Source organism: Streptomyces sp. AC512_CC834, from assembly GCF_019049325.1.
Classification (GTDB): Bacteria; Actinomycetota; Actinomycetes; order Streptomycetales; family Streptomycetaceae; genus Streptomyces.
The window spans coordinates 1-19243 of record NZ_JAGMUO010000012.1; the positions used below are offsets into that span (position 1 = coordinate 1).

A 19243-nucleotide genomic window follows, 5' to 3' on the forward strand; every position below is an offset into this window, starting at 1 on the left:
GGCAGGTCTCGGCGCCGGTACCGATCGCCTGTACACCGGCGTCTGCGACGTCCGGGACACCGACGCCGTACGGGAGTTCACCGAGCGTGCCGCCGCGCACCTCGGCGGGCGGCTCGACGGGCTCGTCAACAACGCGGGCCAGTCCCGTATGAAGGCTCTCGACGAGACGACCGCGGACGACTGGCGCGACGAGCTGGAGCTGAAGTTCGCGGGCGTCCTCCATCCCCTCGCCGCCGCCCGCGCCCACCTCCGCGCCTCCGACACCGCCGCGATCGTCAACGTCAACGCGGTCCTCGCCAAACAGCCGGAGATCCGGCTCATCACGACCAGCGCCGCCCGCGCCGGCATCCTCAACCTCTCCACCTCCCTGGCCCGCGAACTCGCCCCCGAGGGCATCCGCGTCAACTCCGTCTGCCTCGGCCTGGTCGACACCGGCCAGTGGACCCGGCGCCACGCGGCGGCGGACAGCGGCCTCACCTACGAGCAGTGGCAGGCGGAGCTCGCCGCCGACCGGGGCATCGCGCTGGGGCGCCTCGGCCGCGCCGAGGAGGTCGCGTACGCGATCGTCTCGCTGCTCTCGCCGCGCGCCTCCTACATCACCGGAACCAGCATCGACGTCTGCGGCGGAGTCGGCCGCGGCATCCTCTGAGGAGTTCGTATGCGTTACGACCACGGTGGCGGACTCCTGGCCGCCCATCTCAAGTCCCTCGGCGTCGACACCGTGTTCGGCATCGTGTCCGTGCACAACCTGCCGCTGGTGGAGGCCGTCGAGGCCGACCCGGAGCTGCGGTTCGTGCCGGTGCGGCACGAGGCGAGCGCCGTCAACGCCGCCGACGCGTACGGCCGGGCCCGCGGCTCGATCGGCTGCGCCCTCACCTCCACCGGCACCGGCGCGGGCAACGCGGCCGGGTCCCTGATCGAGGCGCTGTCCTCGGGGACGTCGGTGCTGCACGTCACCGGGCAGGTGGAGTCCTCGTATCTCGGCAGCGGGCGCGGCTTCATCCACGAGACGAAGGACCAGCTCGGCATGCTCGCCGCGGTGTCGAAGTACGCCGCCACCGTCACCTCCGCCCGGGACGCGGGCCGCATCCTGCGCGAGGCGTCCGCCGCCGCACTCACCGCGCCGGGCGGTCCCGCCAGCGTGGAGTGGCCGATCGACCTCCAGTACGCGGCCCAGGAGGACGACGGGGAGTGCGGCTCCGCTCTTGAGGCCCCGGTGCCGGACCCGTCCCGGCTGGCGGCGGCACGCGAGCTGCTCGCCTCCGCGCGACGCCCGCTGATCTGGGCAGGCGGCGGCGCGAACACCGCCCGCGACCAGCTTCTCGCCCTGCTGGAGGCCACCGGCGCCGGCCTGCTCACCTCCAACTCCGGGCGCGGTTCGGTGCCCGAGGACCACGACCAGGTCGTCGGCAACTTCGCCACCACGCCCGCCGGACGCGCGCTCCTGGCCGACGCGGACGTCCTTGTCACCGTCGGCACCCACTTCCGCTCCAACGAGACCGCCGACTACGGGCTCCGCCTCCCCGAGGCGCACATCCAGATCGACGTTGACGCCGCCGCCCTCGGCCGGGTGCACCCCGCGCCGCACTCCCTCCACGGCGACGCGGAAACGGTCCTGCCCAGGCTCACCGAGGCCGCCGTACGGGCCGACGCGGACTGGACGGACCGGGTCCGGCACGTACGGGAGCAGGTGCGGGCCGCCCTGCACGACGGCATCGGTCCGCAGGCCGCGATCTGCGACGCCCTCGCCGCCGCCCTGCCGCGCGGCGCCGTCGTCGCCCGGGACGTGACCATCCCGTCCTCCTCCTGGGGCAACCGCCTGCTGCCCATCCACGACCCCCGCGCCAACGTCTTCCCGCGCGGCGGCGGCATCGGCCAGGGCCTCGCCATGGGCATCGGAGCGGCCCTCGCCCGCCCCGGCGAGCCCACCGTCGTGATCGCGGGCGACGGCGGCCTCGCCGTCCACCTGGGCGAACTGCTCACCCTCGCCCAGGAACGGCCTCGCCTGACCCTGATCGTCTTCAACGACGGCGGGTACGGCGTGCTGCGCAACATGCAGGCCACCTACACCGAACGCCGCTCCGGCGTGGACCTGTTCACCCCCGACTTCGCCCAGCTCGCCGCCGCCTGCGCACTCCCGTACGCGCGGATCGGCGACGCGAGCGAGGCCGCGAAGGTGATCGACGCGGCCGTCGCCTCCGACGGGCCGACCCTCGTCGAGGTCGACCTCGACGCGCTCGGCCAGATGAAGAACCCCTTCACCCCGCCCGTCAAGATCCCCACCCGGTAAGGAGGCCCGCCGACATGAGCACCACCGAAGCCACCGAAGCCACCGAAGCCGCCGAAGCCGCCGAAGAGCAGGAACTGGACCTCCTCGTCCACCGCACGACCTGGGAGGCGGACGGAGTCCTCTCCGTCGAGCTGGTCCACCCTGACGGCAAGCCGCTCCCTGCCTGGACGCCGGGCGCGCACCTGGACCTGCATGTGGGCGGCCACGTCCGCCAGTACAGCCTGTGCGGCGACCCGGCGGACAGCGGGGTCTACCGCCTCGGCATCCTCGACGAGCCGTCCTCGCGCGGCGGTTCGCGCCACGTGCACACCAAGCTGCGGCCCGGCCAGACTGTGCGGGTGGCCGGGCCGCGCAACCACTTCGCCCTCGAACCCGCCGCCTCCTACGTCTTCGTCGCCGGCGGCATCGGCATCACCCCGATCCTGGCCATGGCCCGCCGCGCGCAACGGGACGGCATCCCGTACCGGCTGGTCCACGGCGGCAGGACCCGCGCCTCGATGGCGTTCGGCGGCGAACTCGCGGCGCTCGGCGGCGGCGAGGTCACCCTCGTACCGCAGGACGAGCAGGGGCACATCGACGTGGCGGGCACGCTCGCGGGCCTCCCGGCCGACGGGCTGGTGTACTGCTGCGGCCCCGAGCCGCTGCTCAAGGCCGTCGAGGAGGCGGCACCCGAGGGGCGCCTGCGCACCGAGCGGTTCGCCGCACCGGCCGTGGCCACTAGGGAGGGCGAGGACAGCGCCTTCGACGTCGAGTGCCGCACGTCGGGCGTCACCCTGCGCGTGGACTCCGGCACCTCCATCCTGGAGGCCGCCGAGAACGCCGGACTGGCCGTCACTTTCTCCTGCCGCGACGGCATCTGCGGCTCCTGCGAGACCCGCGTCCTCGCCGGCACCCCCGAACACCGCGACTTCCTGCTCAGCGACGCCGAGCGTGCCACCGGCGAGACGATGATGGTCTGCGTCTCGCGCTGCGCCTCGGACCGCCTTGTCCTGAACCTCTGACATCCCCCTCATGCCCTGATGGAGAACACCGTGCCCGAGACCTGGCCCTTCCTGGACCCCCACCAGACCCGTGACCACGAGCCCACCCCGTACGAGCTGAAACTCGCGCGCACGCTCGAGGACATCTTCACCAAGGACGGTCACGAACTGAGCGACGTGATCGACGGCCTCAACTCCCGCCAGGTGCACACGCCCACGGGAGAACCCTGGACCGAGGAGTCCTTCCGCGCCGAGATGAACCGCCTGGGAGCCTGACATGACACTCTCGACCCACGACACCGCCGACCACGTCTACGCCCACGGTCTGCGCAACCAGTGGCACCCCGTCGTGCCGTCCCACTTCGTCGAGCGCGGTGGCATGCGCAAGGTGACCGCCCTCGGCGAGAGCTGGCTGCTCTTCCGCAAGTCCGACGGCACCCTGTCCATGCTCGCCGACCGCTGCCCCCACCGCGGCGCGCCCCTGTCGCTCGGCAAGCACCTGGGCGACCGCGTCGCCTGCTGGTACCACGGCGTCGAGGTCGACACCACCGGCACGGTCACCTCGGTGCCCGGTCTGCCCGGCTGCAACCTGGAGGGCAAGACCCTCGTCACCTCGCTGCCCGTCCGCGAGGTCGGCGGCGCGGTCCTCGCCTACTTCGGCGACGAGGAACACCCCGAGCCGGTGGAACTCACCCTCCCCGAGCCGCTGGCCGACGACGAGATCTCCGCGTTCCTCTGCTACGCGGAGTGGGACGTGCCGTGGCGGTTCGCCATGGAGAACCTGCTCGACCCGATGCACGGCGCGTTCCTGCACTCCGAGTCGCACACCATGTTCGCCGGCGACACCACCGCCAAGTTCCGCATCAGGGAGACCGCACGCGGCTACTTCTTCGAAAAGACCGACCAGCGGGGCGTCAACTTCGACTGGGTCGAGCTGTGCCACACCGGTGTCGACTGGGTGGACCTGTCCATCCCCTACCCGCCGTCGGCGGGCCCCGGGGGCCCCTTCGGCATCGTCGGCATGGCCTGCCCGGTGGACGCGGGGCGCACCGGCGTCTTCTTCTGGCGCTACCGCAAGGTGGCCGACTGGCAGCGCGACACCTGGCGGTTCCTCTACAAGACCCTCATCGAGGCCCGCCACTGGGAGGTACTGGAGCAGGACCGCGTCATCCTGGAGAGCATGCCCGCGGACGCCGACCAGCGCGAGAACCTCTACCAGCACGACCTGGGCGTGGTCCGGCTGCGCCGGCTGTACCGGACGCAGGCCGAACGGCAGTCGACGGCTCAGTCCGCCTCCGCTCAGTCCGTCTCGGGGCGCTGAGCCGGGGCGGCGTCGTCGGATTCCACGATCGAACGCTCCAACTTCGCCAGCAGACGGCCCAGTTGACGATGCTCGGCGGGTGAGAGCCCGCCGAGCATCCGGCGTTCGTTCTCCAGGTGCTCGCTGAACACCTCGTCCACCTTCGCCAGGCCCGCCCCGGTGAGCCGCGAGTACACCACGCGCCGGTCCTCGGCGTCGCGTTCGCGCACGAGCAGGCCGTCCTTCTCCAGCCGGTCGAGACGCAGCGTCACTCCCGCCGACGACACCAGCCCGGAGGCCGCCAACTGCCCGGCCGTCAGCCGGTACGGGGACCCCGCCCGGCGCAGCGCGGTGAGCACGTCGAACCCGGCGACGGACAGCCCGTGCTCGTCGAGCCGCGAGGTCATCCGCGACTGGTACTGCAGATACGACCGGTGCAGCCGGGCCAGCACCTCCAGCGGAGAGGTGTCCAGCTCGGGCCGCTCACGTGCCCAGTCCCCGACGATCCCCGCCACCGCGTCCGGCCGCTTCGCCGCCCTGCCCTGCGCCATGTCTTCCCCTCGCGGCGTACATCAGATGGAGAAATCTTAGCCCTAAGGGAAATGCCGCGGTGCCTTCGTCAGGAACTCCACGCCACCCGGTGCTCCGCGAGATGAGCCAGCACCGCGTGGTTCGCCTCCCAGCCGTCCGGGAACTTCACCAGCGTTCCGAGCTGGACCGGCTCCGTGGACGGGTAGTCGTCCAGCAGGTCGCTCACGCCCTCGCGGCAGACCACGATGCACGCGTGCCGTTGCCGGGAGGCCAGGACGCACAGGCGGCCGGTCTCCAGGTGGAAGGCGGTGGCGTCGGGGCGGCCGGAGAGCGGGTGCAGGACGACCGTGACGTCGTACTCGCGGCCCTGGAGCCGGTTCGCCGTGTCCACGGTCACGTCTCTCACACCGAGGTCGGCCAGCGCCGAACGGACCGCCGCCGCCTGGTCGCGGTGCGCGGTGCCGACGGCGATGCGGGCGGCGGTCAGCGGGGCGGGCTCCGGGGAGCGCTCGGACGTGGCCCGGCCCTCCCGGTCGAGCAGGCGCCGGACCACCGCCGCCACCGCCCGCACCGCCTCCGGGTCGGTGCGCGGGGTGTGCCGCGCGGGCAGTTCCAGCAGGCCCCAGCCCGAGGCGGCGGCCTCGTCGATCACCAGGTCGGGGCCCGAGCCGTCCGACGGCACCGTGAAGGCCAGGCTCCGGTCGCCGTGGTCCGTGCCGCTGCGGAACGGCGTGTACGGGTAGAAGGCGTCCGAGACCAGGCGGGCCGCCGACGCCGGCAGGCGCCAGGAGACCGGGAGGCGGTGCTGGGGGAGGCCCGGGTTGTGGGCGAGGAGCGTCGTCACGGCCGAGGACGACGGGTCGTAGGCCAGGCCCGCCCACTGCTCGCTGCCCACCGTCGCGAACGGGTCGAGCTGACCCGGGTCGCCCACGAACAGCGCGCGTTCGAAGAGCCCGGCGACGGCCAGGAGTGAGTCGGAGCGCATCTGGTACGCCTCGTCGACGATCGCGTGCCGCCACTGCTCGTCCACCTTGACGTGCGCCCACTTCGCGGCCGTCGACAGGACGACGGCCTGCCCGGCGAGGTCGGCGGCCTTCGCCGACTTGCGTACGTTCGTGAGCGCGTCGAGGGCCTTGTCGTACGGGTCGGCGTCGCTGCTGTGCAGGCGGCCCACGGGGAGGTCCGGGTTCTTCTCGGCGAGACGCAGGACCAGGTCGTCGACCTGGGCGTTGGTCTGCGCGACCACCATCAGGGGGCGGCCCGCCTCGGCCAGCTCCAGGGCCGCACGCACCACGAGCGTGGACTTTCCGGCGCCGGGCGGGGAGTCGACGACGACACCGCGCTCCGTGCCGTGCAGGGTGTCGTTCAGGATCGCCGCGGTGGCGCGGGCGGCCTCCGCACCCGGGTCGAAGGCAGCGGGGGCGAGTGGGGAGAGTGCCTCGGCGGTCACAGCACGTCCTCGTCGGTCTGGGCGTCTGCGGCCTCCGGCACGGCGGCCGTCTCACCGGGCGGGCCGCCGTGCGTCCACGGGGTCTGCTCCGGGTCGGGGAGCTTCGCGCCGCCCCGCTGCTCGTGCTCGAAGAGGGTGAAGCAGACCAGGTCGCCCTTCTCGGGCACCGACCCCGGCTCGGGCTCCTTGCCGCGGCCCATCTTGTCCACGATCCGCAGGACCACCGTCCCCTCGTCGGCGTACTCGGCATCGGCGTCGGGGTCCTCGGGGTCGGCGGAGCCCGCCGGTCCGACGTACTCGGCCGCCTGCGGCTTGCCGCCCAGCGACCGGTAGACCTTCACCCGCTCGCCCAGGTGCGGGCGGTCGTCCGTGCGGACCGTGACCAGCGGGCGCGGACTGGGCCGCTTGCTCTCGCTGTACGCCATCACCACGTCGATGACCTCACCCGTGAACGCCTCCCCGGACAGCCGCCGCCCGGCCATCACCAGCGGATCGTCCAGCGCCTCCTGGGCCTCGAGACGGGCCTGCTCGCGCTCGCGCGTGGCCAGCTTGTTCGCCGCCGTCACCGCGTCGTCGCGGCGCGGCTGCGGGGGCTCGCCGGCCAGGATGCGGTCGCGGTGGGAGGTGAACGCCCAGCGGTCGCGGGTCCAGCGGTCCTCGGCGTGCGCGCCGGCGGGCAGGGCGCGCAGCAGGTCCAGGCCCCGCCACACCGTGTCCCAGGTGGGCCGCGTACGGCTCTCGACCAGGGTGCGGATCTCGTGCTCGGCGGCCGTGAGCGCGCCGAGCCGTTCGTCGGCCTCCAGGCCGTCCTCGGCCGCGGCGAGCGCGGTGCGGGCCCGGTCGTAGCGCTCGATGGCGGGGGCGAGCAGCTTGTTGTCGAAGGCCGGGTCGGTGGCCGGGCCCGCGGGCGGGCAGAGCAAGTGGCCGTCCGCGTCCCGGGCCAGTTCCGCGTGGCGGGCGGCCTCGGCGCCGGTCGGGAAGGATTCCGGCGGGGCGATCCACGCGAGCAGCGCGCCCAGATGCTGGTCCTCCAGAGTGGACTGTCCGGTCGCCCAGTGCCGGCCCAGCAGGTCGGTCATGGCCAGGAGGAGGGCGGAGCCGGGCACGCGGGCCCGCTCGCCGTAGTGGGTCAGCCACCGGCCGAGCAGCGGCACGTGCGGCGGCGCGGGGTGCGGAGTCTCCGGGTCCTGCTCCGCCGTACGCCGAAAGCGCATGGACCGGCCCAGCAGCCGTACGAAGTCGATGCCGGCGCGGCTCGGCACGATCAGTTGCGCGGCGTCGGCGCACAGGTCGACCTCGACCTTGACCCGCTTGCCCGTCTCCGGGTCGGTCTCGGTGCGCTCGGCGGACTCGACGTCGGCCGCGCACGCCTCGACGTGCGGCAGCACGATGCCGGCCAGCTCGGCCAGGAACGCGAAGCGCAGGTCGCGGTCGCGCGGCTGCGGCACGACCAGCAGCCGCGGCGCGTCCCGGTCGGTGCCGACCAGCGCGCCGAGCGGGGCGCCCGCCTCACCGGCGGTGATCAGCGGTACGAAGACCAGCGGACGGTCGGACAGGTGCCGGTGCCGGACGGTGGCGGCGGGCTGGGCACGCCCGGTGTGCACGGCCTCCAGCCGGGCGAGCGTAGTGATCAGCGACACCCGGACACCCCACTGCCCCCGACCGACCCACTGCGCCCGGCACCGATCGTCCCGCCGGGTCCGCCAGCGGTCGCCGCGCCGCCCCAGACGTCGGTCGCCCCGCCGGTCGAGGTGTCGGTGGCCCGGCTGGCTTCGGTGCGGGTCGGCCGGCTGGCTCCGGCGTCGGCGCTTGTCTCGCCGGGTTCGGCGGCGGTTGCCGTGCTGGTCCTGGTGTCGGTCGTCTCGCCGGTACCGGCGTTGGTGGTCCGGTTGGCTCGGGTGGGGGTCGCCCGGCTGATCCCGGCGTCGGTGGTCGTCTCGCCGGGTTCGGCGGCGGTTGCCGCGCTGACCCCGGCGTCGGTTGCCGTGCTGAGCCCGGCGTCTGTCGCCGTGCCGGTACCGGTGTTGGTCGTCCTGCCGGTCCGGGAACTCGCTGTCGTCAGTGCCTCCGTGCGCAGTCGGGCCGCCCTGCGTAGCGCTGCGACCGCCGGGTCGTTCGGGTCGCCGGCCTCCCCGTGGGCCGCGGCCAGCACGTCCTCGACCGTCGCAAGACCGCCCAGCTCGGCCCGCACCGGGCGGCCCAGGCTGGTCACCGCGCCGTCCTCGCGGGACCGGGCGCGGCAGTGGAAGGCCAGCTCGCAGGCGGAGAGGCACTCGGGCGCGTACGTCGCCGGGACCGCCTCGACCGCCGCCGTCAGCTCCTCGGCGGGCAGCTCGGGGGAGAAGCAGACGCCCTCGGGCAGTGCGTCGGCGATCTCCTCGATGCGGGTGAGGCGGGCGAGCTGGCGTTCGGTGACGGCGCGCTGCTTGCGCACGTCGACGGCGGACGCGGTGGGCAGGTTGGAGAAGTCCTTGGGGCAGACGAGCAGGACCCGGTGGCGTACGCGCGGGGCGGGGTCGAGGCGGGCGGCGACCCGCTCCAGGGCCAGCACGTACACCGCGGCCTGGCGTGCGGCGGCGCCGACCTTCGCCGGGTCGGCGGAGCCGTCCAGCATGGGGAAGGACTTGATCTCGACGACCGTCCAGCCACCGTCCGGATGCACCACCACGGCGTCCGGCTCCAGGAAGGCGGGGGAACCGGCGACATCGAGGGCGAGCATCGGATGGTCGAGCAGCGTCCACGTGCCGGGCGAGCCGGTGGCCTCGCGCAGGGCCAGCGACGTCCGTGCCGCGCGCCCCTCGGGGCCGGTCGCGGACAGGTCGGGCACCTGAGCGCCGGCGGGCGGCTCGGCGCCCCGGTCCAGCTTCTCGTGCACGAGCCGCAGCAGCTCGGCGCCACCGTCCGCCTTGACCCTCGCCTCGAAGGCGTTGCCCCGCGTGAAGGCGAACTGGGACTGTCCGAAGACCGACGGCGAGCCCAGCGCACCGGCCAGCGAGGCCTTGTCCACCCCGGCACCGTCGAGAATGGCCCGCCGACGGCACCCCGGGTTGGCGGCGAGGGCGGCCAGGGCGCGCGCGTCCAGCGCCTTGGCCGCCACGTCGGGACCGCGCAGCTCAGCGAGCCGGTGCCGGAGTCTCGTCCCCCGCGTCCGAGGGGGCGGGGTCCGGCTCGGCTCCTGGTCCGAACCGCTGCTCGCGCTGCCGTGGGAATCGCTCACCCGCGGAATTCTGGCATCCACCACTGACAATCGTGGAACCCGCACTGTCGGAGCCAGACGTCGAAGCGGACGTCGAGGGGGTCTTGCCCGGTGCGAAACGGGCCGCGAGCAGGGTCCGCGCCCGTTCCGCGGTCCGCAGCACGAACGGCGTCAACAGCAGCCCCACGCCCATCACGGCCGCGCCCGCGACCGCGTCCAGGAAGTAGTGGTTCGCGGTGCCCATCACCACGAGCGTGGTCCCCAGCGGGTAGACGACGGCGACCACCTTCGTCAGGCGTGTGCCGCCGTGGCGCCACAGCATCACCCCGCACCACAGCGCCCAGCCCACATGCAGGCTCGGCATGGCCGCGTACTGGTTGGTCATGCCGCCCATACCGCGCGGCGCACTCGCCGCGCCGCCCCACCAGCCGTACGAGCTGTACTGGGCCATCGTGTCGACGAACCCGTGACTCGCGTCCAGCAGCCGGGGCGGGCAGGTCGGCATGAGGGTGAAGCCGATGAGGCCGATGAACGTGGACGTCATCAGCCAGGTGCGCGCGGCCCGGTAGCGCACCGCCCGGGAGCGGAAGATCCAGATCAGGATCGCCGGGGTGACCACATAGTGCAGCGAGGCGTACCAGAAGTCGGCCGGTATGCCGATCCAGGGCTCGTTGGTGAAGAGGCGGTTGAGCGGGTGCTCCGCGTTGAGGAAGAGCGCCTTCTCGATGTCCAGCAGGGCCAGGCCGTGGTCGACGGCGTCGGATACGTCGCCGCGCACGAGCAGGCGCCCGGCGCTGTAGCAGGCGTACACGAGGACGATGAGCGGCAGCTCGGTCCACCAGCGCAGCCGAGTTTGGGGGGCCGCCTCGGTGCCCGGTGTCTCGGTGTGCGGCAATCCGATCGCCCTCCCCCTTCTCATCCTTCTCGTCACTCGCGCGTCTGGTCCGACACGGGCGAGCCACTCTACGGCCTCGCCGCGCCCCCTTCATGAGGCGCCCTCGGACCGGATAGACGCCGGGAACGCCCCTCGGGTTGCCCGTGCGGACCGTACGGGATGATGGAGGCGTCCCCGCTGACATTTATCCCGGAAAGGCCTCTTCATGGCACCGCGCATCCTGCTGGCCAGGCACGGACAGACGGAGTGGTCGCTGTCCGGCAGACACACCGGCAGGACCGACGTGCCGCTCCTGGAGGAGGGCCGGCGCGGCGCCAAGCTGCTCGGCGAGCGGCTGCACCGGGCGCCGCTGGACGGGCTGCCCGGCGTCGAGGTGCGGACCAGTCCGCTGGTGCGCGCGCGTGAGACGTGCGAACTCGCGGGCTTCGGTACGCGCGCCCGCGCGTGGGACACGCTGATGGAGTGGGACTACGGGGCGTACGAGGGCATGACACCGGAGCAGATCCAGGCCGTCCGGCCCGGCTGGCTGGTCTGGCGGGACGGGGTCCCCGAGGGGGAGAGCCCGGCGGACGTCACCGCGCGCGCGGACGAGGTGGTGGCGTGGGCGCGGGACGCCGACCGTGACGTGCTCGTCTTCGCCCACGGCCACATTCTGCGGTCGATCGGGGCACGGTGGCTGGGGCTGCCGGTGTCGTTCGGGGCGCGGATACGGCTGAATCCGACGTCGCTGTCGGTGTTGGGGTGGGCCTACGGGGAGGCGGCGGTGGAGAGCTGGAACGATCTGGGGCACCTCGTCGGCTGACGGCGGTGCCGGGCCGCTAAGCCGGGCGCGGCAGCGCCCTGTGGCGGTCCAGGAAGGTGCAGACGCCTGAGGCCCGGCGGTGGGGGAGGAGTACGCGGGCCGTTGTGGCGAGCATCGTGTGGATGCGTGAGGACTGGACCTCGCCCAGCAGGTCCAGGACCCGCATGCCCGCGCCCGCCGCCTCGTCGGGGCGGCCGCCGCGGGCGAGGTCGTCGGCCAGCTCCGCGGAGTACAGCGCGAGGTTCCGGGTGAAGTGCGGGTCCTGCAGTTCGGCCGCGCGCCGCGCGTGCCGGGCGGCCCGGGGCCAGTCGCCCAGGGTGGACCAGCACTGGGCTTCCAGGCCCTCCAGCTCGGCCTCGCCGTAGAAGCTCATCCACTCGGGGTCGGCGGCCGAGGGGCCTCGCTCGTAGAAGGTCTGGGCGCGCACCAGTGCCTGCTCGCAGCCGACGCGGTCGGCGAGTCCCGCCCAGCCGCCCGCCTCGCGCAGCGCGAGCAGGGACATCAGCCGGGCCGAGCCCAGCGGGCGGGCGGCGCGCTGCGCGGCCTGGGCCGCCCGCACCGCCTCGCGCGGACGCCCGGCGTCGCGGGCCAGGAACGCCATGTTGCAGAAGGCGTGCGCCTCCAGGCCCGGGTCGCCGTTCATCCGGGCGGTGGCGAGTGCCTCGGCGTAGTGGGAGCGCGCGTCGTCGAAGCGCCCCGAGTCGTGCGCCAGCCAGCCCACGGAGATCGCCAGTTCACCGGCGCCCGAGTAGAGCCGGTCCGCGGTCGCCTGCCGGGACGCGCCGGCGTCCAGCAGCGCGTACGCGGTGCGCAGCGGGGCCGCCGCGCGCCGGTAGAGGCCGTCCGCGCCGTGCCGGTCGTCGAGCAGCCGGATCCGGCGGACGGCTTCTTCGAGGGCGCCGGCCTCGCCCGCCCCTGACCGGCGCGCGGGGCGTCCGGCCGCCGCGGCTTCGAGGGCGAGCCCCAGGGGGCCCAGCGAGGCGGCGGCCACCGTGGCACCGCTCGTCATGAATGCGCGACGCAGCACGTCGCTCTCCTCGTTGTTGTCGTCGTGCGTTTCGTACAGGTCCTGCATGCCTTGCGTGTCCTGCGTGCCTTGCGTGTCCTGCGTGTCACGCATGTCTCGCGTGTCATACGTCTCATACGGCTCAACCGCCCCTCGCGACTCACCCGTGGCGCGAGTCTGGCGCCCGCGTACCGACGAACGGGGCGCGAACCCCAGGTCGGTGAGCGTGCGGCCGGGGAACATGTGCAGGAAGACCCGCTCGTAGGCGTAGTTGGGGCAGCGGATCTCGCCCGCCTCGACCCGCCCGACGTAGCGCGCGTCACAACTGACCCGCTCGCCGATCTCGCGCGCGGCCCGGCGGACCGCCGCCGCGAACTCGGCCGGCGAGCGCTTGCCGCGCAATCGCCGGAAGGCGGTGTTCGGCCGCGGGGGCCGTTCGGGCTGGGCGGAGGTCACCATTGACGACGCCATGGCCGGGTCCTCTCGTGCGAACCGTCGAACCATGCCGGAAGAGAGGTGAGTTGCGGTGATTTATCCGTCAGCCTGTCGGTCATCGCGTGGCATCCCTGTTTCCGGCGAGCAAGAACGTACCGGCTGTGACGGAGCCGCCACGCACTGTTTGGCTACAAACCGGATATCTCATCCGTGATCTGCCATGAAGTGCCATCCTTTGCGGCCAACTTGTGCCGTAGCCGTTGACGGTCCGACGCGTTGAACCGTGTGGACCGGGAGGCCCCCGACTTCCGACCCGCTCGTCCAAGGAGGAGTTCCGTGGTGGTGGAGGCCGGGATGGATACCAGCCGGATCAGCGATCCCCCCTGCGACGCCTGTGACGTCGTCACCGTGCCGACCCGGCAGGGTCTGGAGGCGGTCGACATCCTCAGACGGGGAGCCGGTGAGGGGGTGGGTTCCGTGCTCCACGACGACGGCTGCGACACCCTGGGATTCCTGGTGCCGTCGGGCACCGCCGCCGCCTGGGACGTGCCGGGCAGCACCTGTACGGAGACGGACGGCCGCGGACTGAGCATCGTTCCGGAGCCCGAGCCGCCCGTGGAGGGCTCGGACTGGCTGCTGCCGCCCGGCGAGGCGGACCTGGCGACCGACCCCGGGGTACTGCGTGCCGCGCTGGGCGAGGCGGCCCGGCTGATCAGGGCCGCGGACAGTTGCCGCTGACCAGGACCGCGGACGGCTGCCGCTGACCAGCCGCTGCGGCCACGAGCCAGGGATGGTCCGATAATGGGCCGATGGGAAAGTCCAGGAACGTCCGCCGCGGGCGCGCTGCCGCCGAAGCCGTCGTCGAGGACGTCGACGGCGGGCGCGCCGAGCTGGTCCCCGACCGGGACCGCCCCCGGGCCTGGACGCTGCTGATCGACGGCGCCCCGCAGTCGCACGTCGACCTCGACGACCCGGCGTTCCTCTCCTTCGAGTACCAGCGCCGCATCGGGCACGTCATCGACCTCGCCGCCCCGCCCGGCCGGCCCGTCCAGGCCGTGCACCTCGGTGGTGGCGCCCTCACCCTCGCCCGCTACGTCGCCGCCACCCGCCCCCGTTCCACCCAGCAGGTCGTCGAGCGGGACGCCGCCCTCGTCCAGTTGGTCCGCCGGGAGCTTCCCCTGGACCCCGGCGCGCGGATCCGGGTGCGTTCCACCGACGCCCGCGCCGGACTGGCCAAGGTGCCCGACGGGTGGGCACGGCTGGTCGTCGCGGATGTGTTCGGCGGGGCCCGCACCCCGGCCCACCTGACCTCCACCGAGTTCCTCGACGAGGTACGGCGCGCGCTCGCGCCCGGCGGGGTCTACGTCGCCAACCTCGCCGACGGTCCGCCGCTCGCCCATCTGCGCGGCCAGGTCGCCACCGCCGCCGGCCGCTTCGCGGAACTCGCCCTCGTCGCCGACCCGGCCGTACTGCGCGGCAAACGCTTCGGCAACGCGATCCTCGTCGCCTGCGACCAGCCGCTGCCCGTCGCCGAACTCACCCGCCGCGCCGCCTGTGACCCGCACCCGGCGCGCGTCGAACACGGCCGCGCGCTGGCCGACTTCACCGGCGGCGCCGTACCCGTGACGGACGCGGCCGCCGTGGACTCACCCGCCCCGCCGGCCTCCGTTTTCCGGTGACCCGGCGGCCGAAGGCGGCCCAGTAGGTGCCGGTCGGTAGAGGCCGGTCGGTAGATGCCAGTCGGTGGATGGCGATCAGTAGGCAGAGATCAGTAGGCGCCGATCTCCACCCGCGGCGGCCCGTCGTGCCAGGTGCAGAACACCGACACCCGGTCCGCGCCCGACGTGAACTCCACCCGGATCCACGACTCCGTCTTCCACACCTGCATCGACCAGCCCGTGCCCGGCGTCGCCGACACCAGAGACGCGGACGACGTACCGAGGTCGAAGACCGCGCGGCCCCCGTCGGTGTCGTAACTCCTGACCCGGCCGGACGTGGCGGGGGAGGGGCTCGTCGCGCCCTCGGGAGCGGTGGACGGCTCGGTCCGCGCCGGGGCGGGGTCGGGCTTGCCGGAACTCCCGCTCGGCGCCGGCGACGGACTGCCCGACCCGGACGACGGAGACGACCCGGACGGTGCCGACGACGGCGACGGCCGGCTGGTGGACGACGCCAGGGACTCCCCGTCGCCGCCCTGCCCGTCCCGCACACTCGCGTCGGCCGCCGTGATGGGCAGCGCGCGGGGGGCGTCGTAGGCCGTGCCCGCCATCACCGTGTGGACACCCCACCACGACAGCGTGACCGCCGCGCCGGTGGCGAGCAGCCAGGCGATTACGTGGACAAGTCCTCTGCGCATCGCGGCCATACTGCCTCACCCGTCCCACGCGTGTCGCCCGAACGCGGTGTGACGGAGGTCCGCGCGGAGTTGTCCACAGGCCAGGACGCGGAGTTGTCCACAGGCCCGGACCGGGTCGGTCCGCATGGCGTACGGTGCCGCCCATGGCAAGTGTGCTCGTGGTCGAGGACGACCAGTTCGTACGCTCGGCGCTCATCCGGCAACTGACCGACGCCTCGCACACCGTGCGCAGCGTGGGTACGGCCCTGGAGGCGCTGCGCGAGGTCGCCCATTTCCGTTTCGACGTGGTGATCCTCGACCTCGGACTGCCCGACCTGGACGGCTCCGAGGCGCTGAAGATGCTGCGCGGCATCACCGACGTACCGGTGATCGTCGCGACCGCCCGGGACGACGAGGCGGAGGTCGTACGGCTGTTGAACGCGGGCGCGGACGACTATCTGACCAAGCCGTTCTCCGTCGAGCACCTGTCGGCCCGGATGGCGGCCGTACTGCGCCGCGCCCGCGGCGGCCCCGCGGAGGCGGCGCCGTCGAGTGTCATCAGGGTCGGCGGCCTCACCGTCGACCCGCTGCGCCGCCAGGCCGAACTGGACGGCGCGGCCCTCGACCTGACCCGCCGCGAGTTCGACCTGCTCGCCTTCCTGGCAGGCCGGCCCGGCGTCGTCGTCCCCCGCAAGGAACTGCTCGCCGAGGTCTGGCAGCAGTCCTACGGCGACGACCAGACCATCGACGTCCACCTGTCCTGGCTGCGGCGCAAGCTCGGCGAGACCGCGGCCCGGCCGCGCTATCTCCACACCCTGCGCGGCGTCGGAGTGAAGCTGGAGCCGCCACGATGAGGTGGGCCCTGGTCAAGGTGTCGCTGGCGGTCACCGCGATGGTCGTGGTCGCCTTCGCCGTGCCGCTTGGACTCGTCATCCGGGAGATGGCCCGCGACCGTGCCTTCTCCAACGCCGAGCGGGAGGCCGCCGCCGTCGCCCCGGCCCTGTCCATCACCACCGACCGCGAGCAGTTGGAACGCGTCGTCGCCTCCGCCGGCTCGGACGCCGGAATGGCCGTCCACATACCGGCGTCCGGGACCGAGACCGCAGCCGGGACCGGTGCCGGAAGCGACGCCGGAACCGGGTCCGCAAGCGAGGCCGGTGGCGCCGCCGACATCGGCCGGCAGCGCGCCACCGACGAGGACATCGCCGCCGTACGGGAGATGGGACGGGCCTCCACCACCGAGGTGGGCGGCGGCTCCACCCTGCTCCAGCCGGTCGCGCTCAGCTCCGGCGAGATCGCCGTCGTCGAGGTGTACGTCCCCGAGTCCGAGGTGACCAACGGCGTCGGCACGGCCTGGGCGGTGCTCGCCGCGGTCGGCGTCGCGCTGATCGTCGGCTCGGTCGCGGTCGCCGACCGGCTGGGCGTACGCATGGTGCAGCCCGCGCGGCGCCTGGTCGAGGGCGCGCACGAGCTGGGGGAGGGCAAGCTGGGCGCGCGGGTGCCCGTGGAGGGGCCGGACGAACTGCGGCGCGCGGCGGTCGCGTTCAACTCCATGGCCGACCAGGTCGTCCAGCTCCTCGCCAACGAGCGCGAACTGGCCGCCGACCTGTCCCACCGCCTGCGCACCCCGCTGACCGTGCTGCGCCTCAACGCGGCCTCGCTCGGCGACGGCCTCGCCGCCGAGCAGACCCGGTCCGCCGTCGAGCAGTTGGAGCGCGAGGTCGACACGATCATCCGCACCGCCCGGGACGCCAAGCCGCAGACGGCCGCCGCAGGTCCCGGCGCCGGGTGCGACGCGGCCGAGGTGGTCCGGGAGCGGATGGGGTTCTGGTCCGCGCTCGCCGAGGACGAGGGCCGCAAGTGGCGGGTGGCCGGCGCCGACCGCCCGGTGCGCATACCCGTGGCCCGCACCGACCTGGCCGCCTCCCTGGACGCCCTGCTCGGCAACGTCTTCCGGCACACCGACGAGGGCACCGCCTTCGCGGTCGACCTGCACAACGGCGAGGACGCGGTGATCGTGCTCGTGTCGGACGCCGGCCCCGGCATACCCGACCCCGGGGCGGCGATGGCCCGCGGCCGGGGTTCGGGCACCGACGGGTCGACCGGGCTCGGCCTGGACATCGTGCGCCGGCTGGCGGAGTCCACCGGCGGCGACGTACGCATCGGCTCGTCCGTGCTGGGCGGCACCGAGGTGCGGATCTGGATCCAGCTCGACGGACGGACGGCGCCGGTACGGCAGCGCGGGCACCGGGGGGCCGTGCGCCGCCGCAGACACCCCCGGACCGGCTCGACCTTTAATCGGCCCCGATCCCTTCCTTAAGCGCACCCTAAGATCGTCAACCCCCGCCCGGATCAGGCTCTTTGCCCGTTTCCGGCTCGCTAGCGTGCTGCCTCACCCCCACCCCGCCCCCGCAGGTCTCCCGCGAGGGCACCGTGAACAGCGAAGGCAGGCACGTGATGCGCACGCACCGACGCAAGGTCAGTGGCAGGAACAAGGCGATCGGCGCCGTCGTCGCGGCAGCCGTGGCCGGCGGGGGCGCGCTGCTGTTCACCAGCACCGCCCAGGCCGCCGGGGTCGGCGCCGCGTACACCAGGACCAGCGAGTGGTCGACGGGTTACACCGCCCAGTACGTCGTCACCAACAACAGCGGGCAGGCGAAGACGGACTGGACGCTGGAGTTCGACCTGCCCTCCGGCGCGAAGCTCGGCTCGCTGTGGAACGCCGAGTCGAAGGCCGACGGACACCACGTCACCGTGACCCCGCCGAAGTGGGACACGGACGGGCTGAAGGCCGGCGAGTCCGTCACCGTCGGCTTCGTCGTCAACGGCACCGCCGACCCGACCGGCTGCCTCGTCGACGACGCCACGTGCTCGGCGGACGACGGAGCCACCCCCGAGCCCAGCGGCCGCCCCACCGACCCCCCGGCCCCGACGTCCACACCGGCCCCCACGGCCACCGACACCGACACCGCCGAGCCGACCCCGACCGACACCGCCACCACCCCGGCGCCCACCCAGACCCCCGGCAACGGCACCGCCGCCGGCGCCGGCTTCGCGCCGTACGTCGACACCTCCCTCTACCCGGCCTTCGACCTGCTCGCGAGCGCCGAGGCGACCGGCGTGAAGAACTACACCCTCGCCTTCGTCACCGACGGCGGCGGCTGCACCCCCAAGTGGGGCGGCGTCACCGACCTCGGCAGCGACGCCGTCGCGAACCAGATAGGCGCCCTGCGCGACGCGGGCGGCGACGTCCGCGTCTCCTTCGGCGGCGCCTCCGGCTCCGAACTGGGCACGACCTGCACGTCGGCGGACGCGCTGGCGGCGGCGTACGGCAAGGTCGTCGACGCCTACCAGCTCACCAAGGTCGACTTCGACGTCGAGGGCGGCGCGCTGCCCGACACGGCCGCCAACACCCGCCGTGCCCAGGCCATCGCCGCGCTCCAGAAGGAGCACCCCGGCCTGGACGTCTCCTTCACCCTCCCCGTCATGCCCGAGGGCCTGACCCAGGCGGGCGTCGACCTCCTCGCCGACGCCGAGAAGAACGGCGTGGAGATCAACACCGTCAACATCATGGCGATGGACTACGGACCGGCGTACAGCGGCGACATGGGCACCTACGCCGAGCAGGCCGCCACCGCCACCCAGGCCCAGGTCAAGGGCGTACTGGGCCTCTCCGACAGCGAGGCGTGGAAGACGGTCTCCGTCACCCCGATGATCGGTGTGAACGACGTCGCCTCCGAGGTCTTCAAGGTCGACGACGCCACCCAACTGGTGGAGTTCGCCGAGTCCAAGGGCCTGGGCGGACTGTCCATGTGGTCCGCGACCCGCGACAAGGCCTGCGCCGGCGGCCCCAAGCCCTCGGCCGACGCCACGTGCAGCTCCATCGACCAGGCGGCGAACGCCTTCTCCAAGGCGTTCGCCGCCTACAAGTAGGGCCGGGCTTCCCCCCACACCGGCCCCACGAGCGGGGCGCGGCACCCTGTCGGATGCCGCGCCCCGCGCCCATGCCCCGCGCCCATGCCCCGC

The 19243-nt window shown here is 73.5% G+C and carries 17 protein-coding genes and 1 pseudogene; 11 read left to right on the forward strand and 7 right to left on the reverse strand.

Going from position 1 to position 19243, the window contains the following annotated elements; all coding sequences use genetic code 11:
• The 5 genes from KUM40_RS02995 to KUM40_RS03015 form a co-directional block, all read left to right on the forward strand.
• On the forward strand, positions 1-649 hold a 649-nt coding region (locus tag KUM40_RS02995; RefSeq protein WP_217162488.1), incomplete at its 5' end, for an SDR family oxidoreductase.
• Between the two features lie 9 nt (positions 650-658).
• A complete protein-coding gene (locus KUM40_RS03000; protein WP_217162490.1) occupies positions 659-2290 on the forward strand; it encodes a thiamine pyrophosphate-binding protein in 1632 nt (543 codons plus the stop codon).
• 14 nt (positions 2291-2304) lie between these two features.
• A complete protein-coding gene (locus KUM40_RS03005) occupies positions 2305-3291 on the forward strand; it encodes a PDR/VanB family oxidoreductase (RefSeq protein WP_217162492.1) in 987 nt (328 codons plus the stop codon).
• A gap of 18 nt (positions 3292-3309) precedes the next feature.
• Positions 3310-3546, forward strand: a complete 237-nt coding sequence (locus KUM40_RS03010; RefSeq protein ID WP_217162494.1) for a recombinase-like helix-turn-helix domain-containing protein — start codon at positions 3310-3312, stop codon at positions 3544-3546.
• A 1-nt stretch (position 3547) separates the two neighbouring features.
• The gene (locus KUM40_RS03015) at positions 3548-4591 is read left to right on the forward strand and encodes an aromatic ring-hydroxylating dioxygenase subunit alpha (RefSeq protein WP_217162495.1); all 1044 of its coding nucleotides are present in this window, start codon (positions 3548-3550) and stop codon (positions 4589-4591) included.
• On the opposite strand, the gene KUM40_RS03020 is transcribed toward KUM40_RS03015, so the two are convergent.
• The 5 genes and pseudogenes from KUM40_RS03020 to KUM40_RS03040 form a co-directional block, all read right to left on the reverse strand.
• Complete coding sequence (locus KUM40_RS03020; RefSeq protein ID WP_217162497.1) at positions 4570-5121, reverse strand: MarR family winged helix-turn-helix transcriptional regulator; 552 nt, start codon at positions 5119-5121, stop codon at positions 4570-4572. The two genes, KUM40_RS03015 and KUM40_RS03020, sit on opposite strands and share 22 nt — an antisense overlap.
• A gap of 68 nt (positions 5122-5189) precedes the next feature.
• Positions 5190-6551 (reverse strand): AAA domain-containing protein, encoded by a 1362-nt coding sequence (locus KUM40_RS03025; RefSeq protein ID WP_217162504.1) that lies wholly within the window; start codon positions 6549-6551, stop codon positions 5190-5192.
• Positions 6548-8191: a hypothetical protein gene (locus KUM40_RS03030; RefSeq protein ID WP_217162505.1), complete on the reverse strand. Its 1644-nt coding sequence runs from the start codon at positions 8189-8191 to the stop codon at positions 6548-6550. The genes KUM40_RS03025 and KUM40_RS03030 overlap by 4 nt, the downstream gene beginning before the upstream one ends.
• A gap of 404 nt (positions 8192-8595) precedes the next feature.
• Positions 8596-9663 (reverse strand): annotated as a pseudogene (locus KUM40_RS03035) (hypothetical protein); the annotation flags it as partial.
• A 1-nt stretch (position 9664) separates the two neighbouring features.
• On the reverse strand, positions 9665-10642 hold the full coding sequence (locus tag KUM40_RS03040) for a phosphatase PAP2 family protein (protein ID WP_217162507.1): 978 nt from the start codon (positions 10640-10642) through the stop codon (positions 9665-9667).
• 205 nt (positions 10643-10847) lie between these two features.
• Here KUM40_RS03040 and KUM40_RS03045 point away from each other — a divergent pair, with 205 nt between their 5' ends.
• Entirely contained in the window at positions 10848-11444 is a 597-nt protein-coding gene (locus KUM40_RS03045; RefSeq protein WP_217162509.1) for a histidine phosphatase family protein, read from the forward strand.
• A gap of 16 nt (positions 11445-11460) precedes the next feature.
• Here KUM40_RS03045 and KUM40_RS03050 read toward each other — a convergent pair whose 3' ends face one another.
• Positions 11461-12921 (reverse strand): hypothetical protein, encoded by a 1461-nt coding sequence (locus tag KUM40_RS03050; RefSeq protein ID WP_217162511.1) that lies wholly within the window; start codon positions 12919-12921, stop codon positions 11461-11463.
• 318 nt (positions 12922-13239) lie between these two features.
• On the opposite strand from KUM40_RS03050, the gene KUM40_RS03055 reads away from it, so the two are divergent.
• Positions 13240-13623, forward strand: coding sequence for a hypothetical protein (locus KUM40_RS03055; RefSeq protein WP_217162513.1), 384 nt, complete (start codon positions 13240-13242; stop codon positions 13621-13623).
• Between the two features lie 71 nt (positions 13624-13694).
• A complete protein-coding gene (locus tag KUM40_RS03060; protein ID WP_217162516.1) occupies positions 13695-14564 on the forward strand; it encodes a spermidine synthase in 870 nt (289 codons plus the stop codon).
• A gap of 89 nt (positions 14565-14653) precedes the next feature.
• Here KUM40_RS03060 and KUM40_RS03065 read toward each other — a convergent pair whose 3' ends face one another.
• The gene (locus tag KUM40_RS03065; protein ID WP_217162518.1) at positions 14654-15238 is read right to left on the reverse strand and encodes a hypothetical protein; all 585 of its coding nucleotides are present in this window, start codon (positions 15236-15238) and stop codon (positions 14654-14656) included.
• Between the two features lie 143 nt (positions 15239-15381).
• Here KUM40_RS03065 and KUM40_RS03070 point away from each other — a divergent pair, with 143 nt between their 5' ends.
• From KUM40_RS03070 to KUM40_RS03080, 3 genes are all read left to right on the forward strand, one after another.
• The gene (locus KUM40_RS03070) at positions 15382-16071 is read left to right on the forward strand and encodes a response regulator transcription factor (RefSeq protein WP_217162520.1); all 690 of its coding nucleotides are present in this window, start codon (positions 15382-15384) and stop codon (positions 16069-16071) included.
• A complete protein-coding gene (locus KUM40_RS03075) occupies positions 16068-17537 on the forward strand; it encodes a HAMP domain-containing sensor histidine kinase (RefSeq protein WP_217162522.1) in 1470 nt (489 codons plus the stop codon). The genes KUM40_RS03070 and KUM40_RS03075 overlap by 4 nt, the downstream gene beginning before the upstream one ends.
• 137 nt (positions 17538-17674) lie before the next feature.
• Positions 17675-19150 carry a cellulose binding domain-containing protein gene (locus tag KUM40_RS03080; RefSeq protein ID WP_217162524.1) on the forward strand — a complete coding sequence of 492 codons (1476 nt, stop codon included), beginning with the start codon at positions 17675-17677 and terminating at the stop codon, positions 19148-19150.
• The last annotated feature ends 93 nt before the right edge of the window (positions 19151-19243 follow it).

Coding starts and splice junctions, on each gene's coding strand:
- KUM40_RS03060 (WP_217162516.1), top strand. CDS start 13,695: ATGGGAAAGTCCAGGAACGTCCGCCGCGGGCGCGCTGCCGCCGAAGCC.
- KUM40_RS03045 (WP_217162509.1), top strand. CDS start 10,848: ATGGCACCGCGCATCCTGCTGGCCAGGCACGGACAGACGGAGTGGTCG.
- KUM40_RS03075 (WP_217162522.1), top strand. CDS start 16,068: ATGAGGTGGGCCCTGGTCAAGGTGTCGCTGGCGGTCACCGCGATGGTC.
- KUM40_RS03000 (WP_217162490.1), top strand. CDS start 659: ATGCGTTACGACCACGGTGGCGGACTCCTGGCCGCCCATCTCAAGTCC.
- KUM40_RS03005 (WP_217162492.1), top strand. CDS start 2,305: ATGAGCACCACCGAAGCCACCGAAGCCACCGAAGCCGCCGAAGCCGCC.
- KUM40_RS03015 (WP_217162495.1), top strand. CDS start 3,548: ATGACACTCTCGACCCACGACACCGCCGACCACGTCTACGCCCACGGT.
- KUM40_RS03070 (WP_217162520.1), top strand. CDS start 15,382: ATGGCAAGTGTGCTCGTGGTCGAGGACGACCAGTTCGTACGCTCGGCG.
- KUM40_RS03055 (WP_217162513.1), top strand. CDS start 13,240: ATGGATACCAGCCGGATCAGCGATCCCCCCTGCGACGCCTGTGACGTC.
- KUM40_RS03050 (WP_217162511.1), bottom strand. CDS start 12,921: ATGGCGTCGTCAATGGTGACCTCCGCCCAGCCCGAACGGCCCCCGCGG.
- KUM40_RS03010 (WP_217162494.1), top strand. CDS start 3,310: ATGGAGAACACCGTGCCCGAGACCTGGCCCTTCCTGGACCCCCACCAG.
- KUM40_RS03020 (WP_217162497.1), bottom strand. CDS start 5,121: ATGGCGCAGGGCAGGGCGGCGAAGCGGCCGGACGCGGTGGCGGGGATC.
- KUM40_RS03080 (WP_217162524.1), top strand. CDS start 17,675: ATGCGCACGCACCGACGCAAGGTCAGTGGCAGGAACAAGGCGATCGGC.
- KUM40_RS03065 (WP_217162518.1), bottom strand. CDS start 15,238: ATGCGCAGAGGACTTGTCCACGTAATCGCCTGGCTGCTCGCCACCGGC.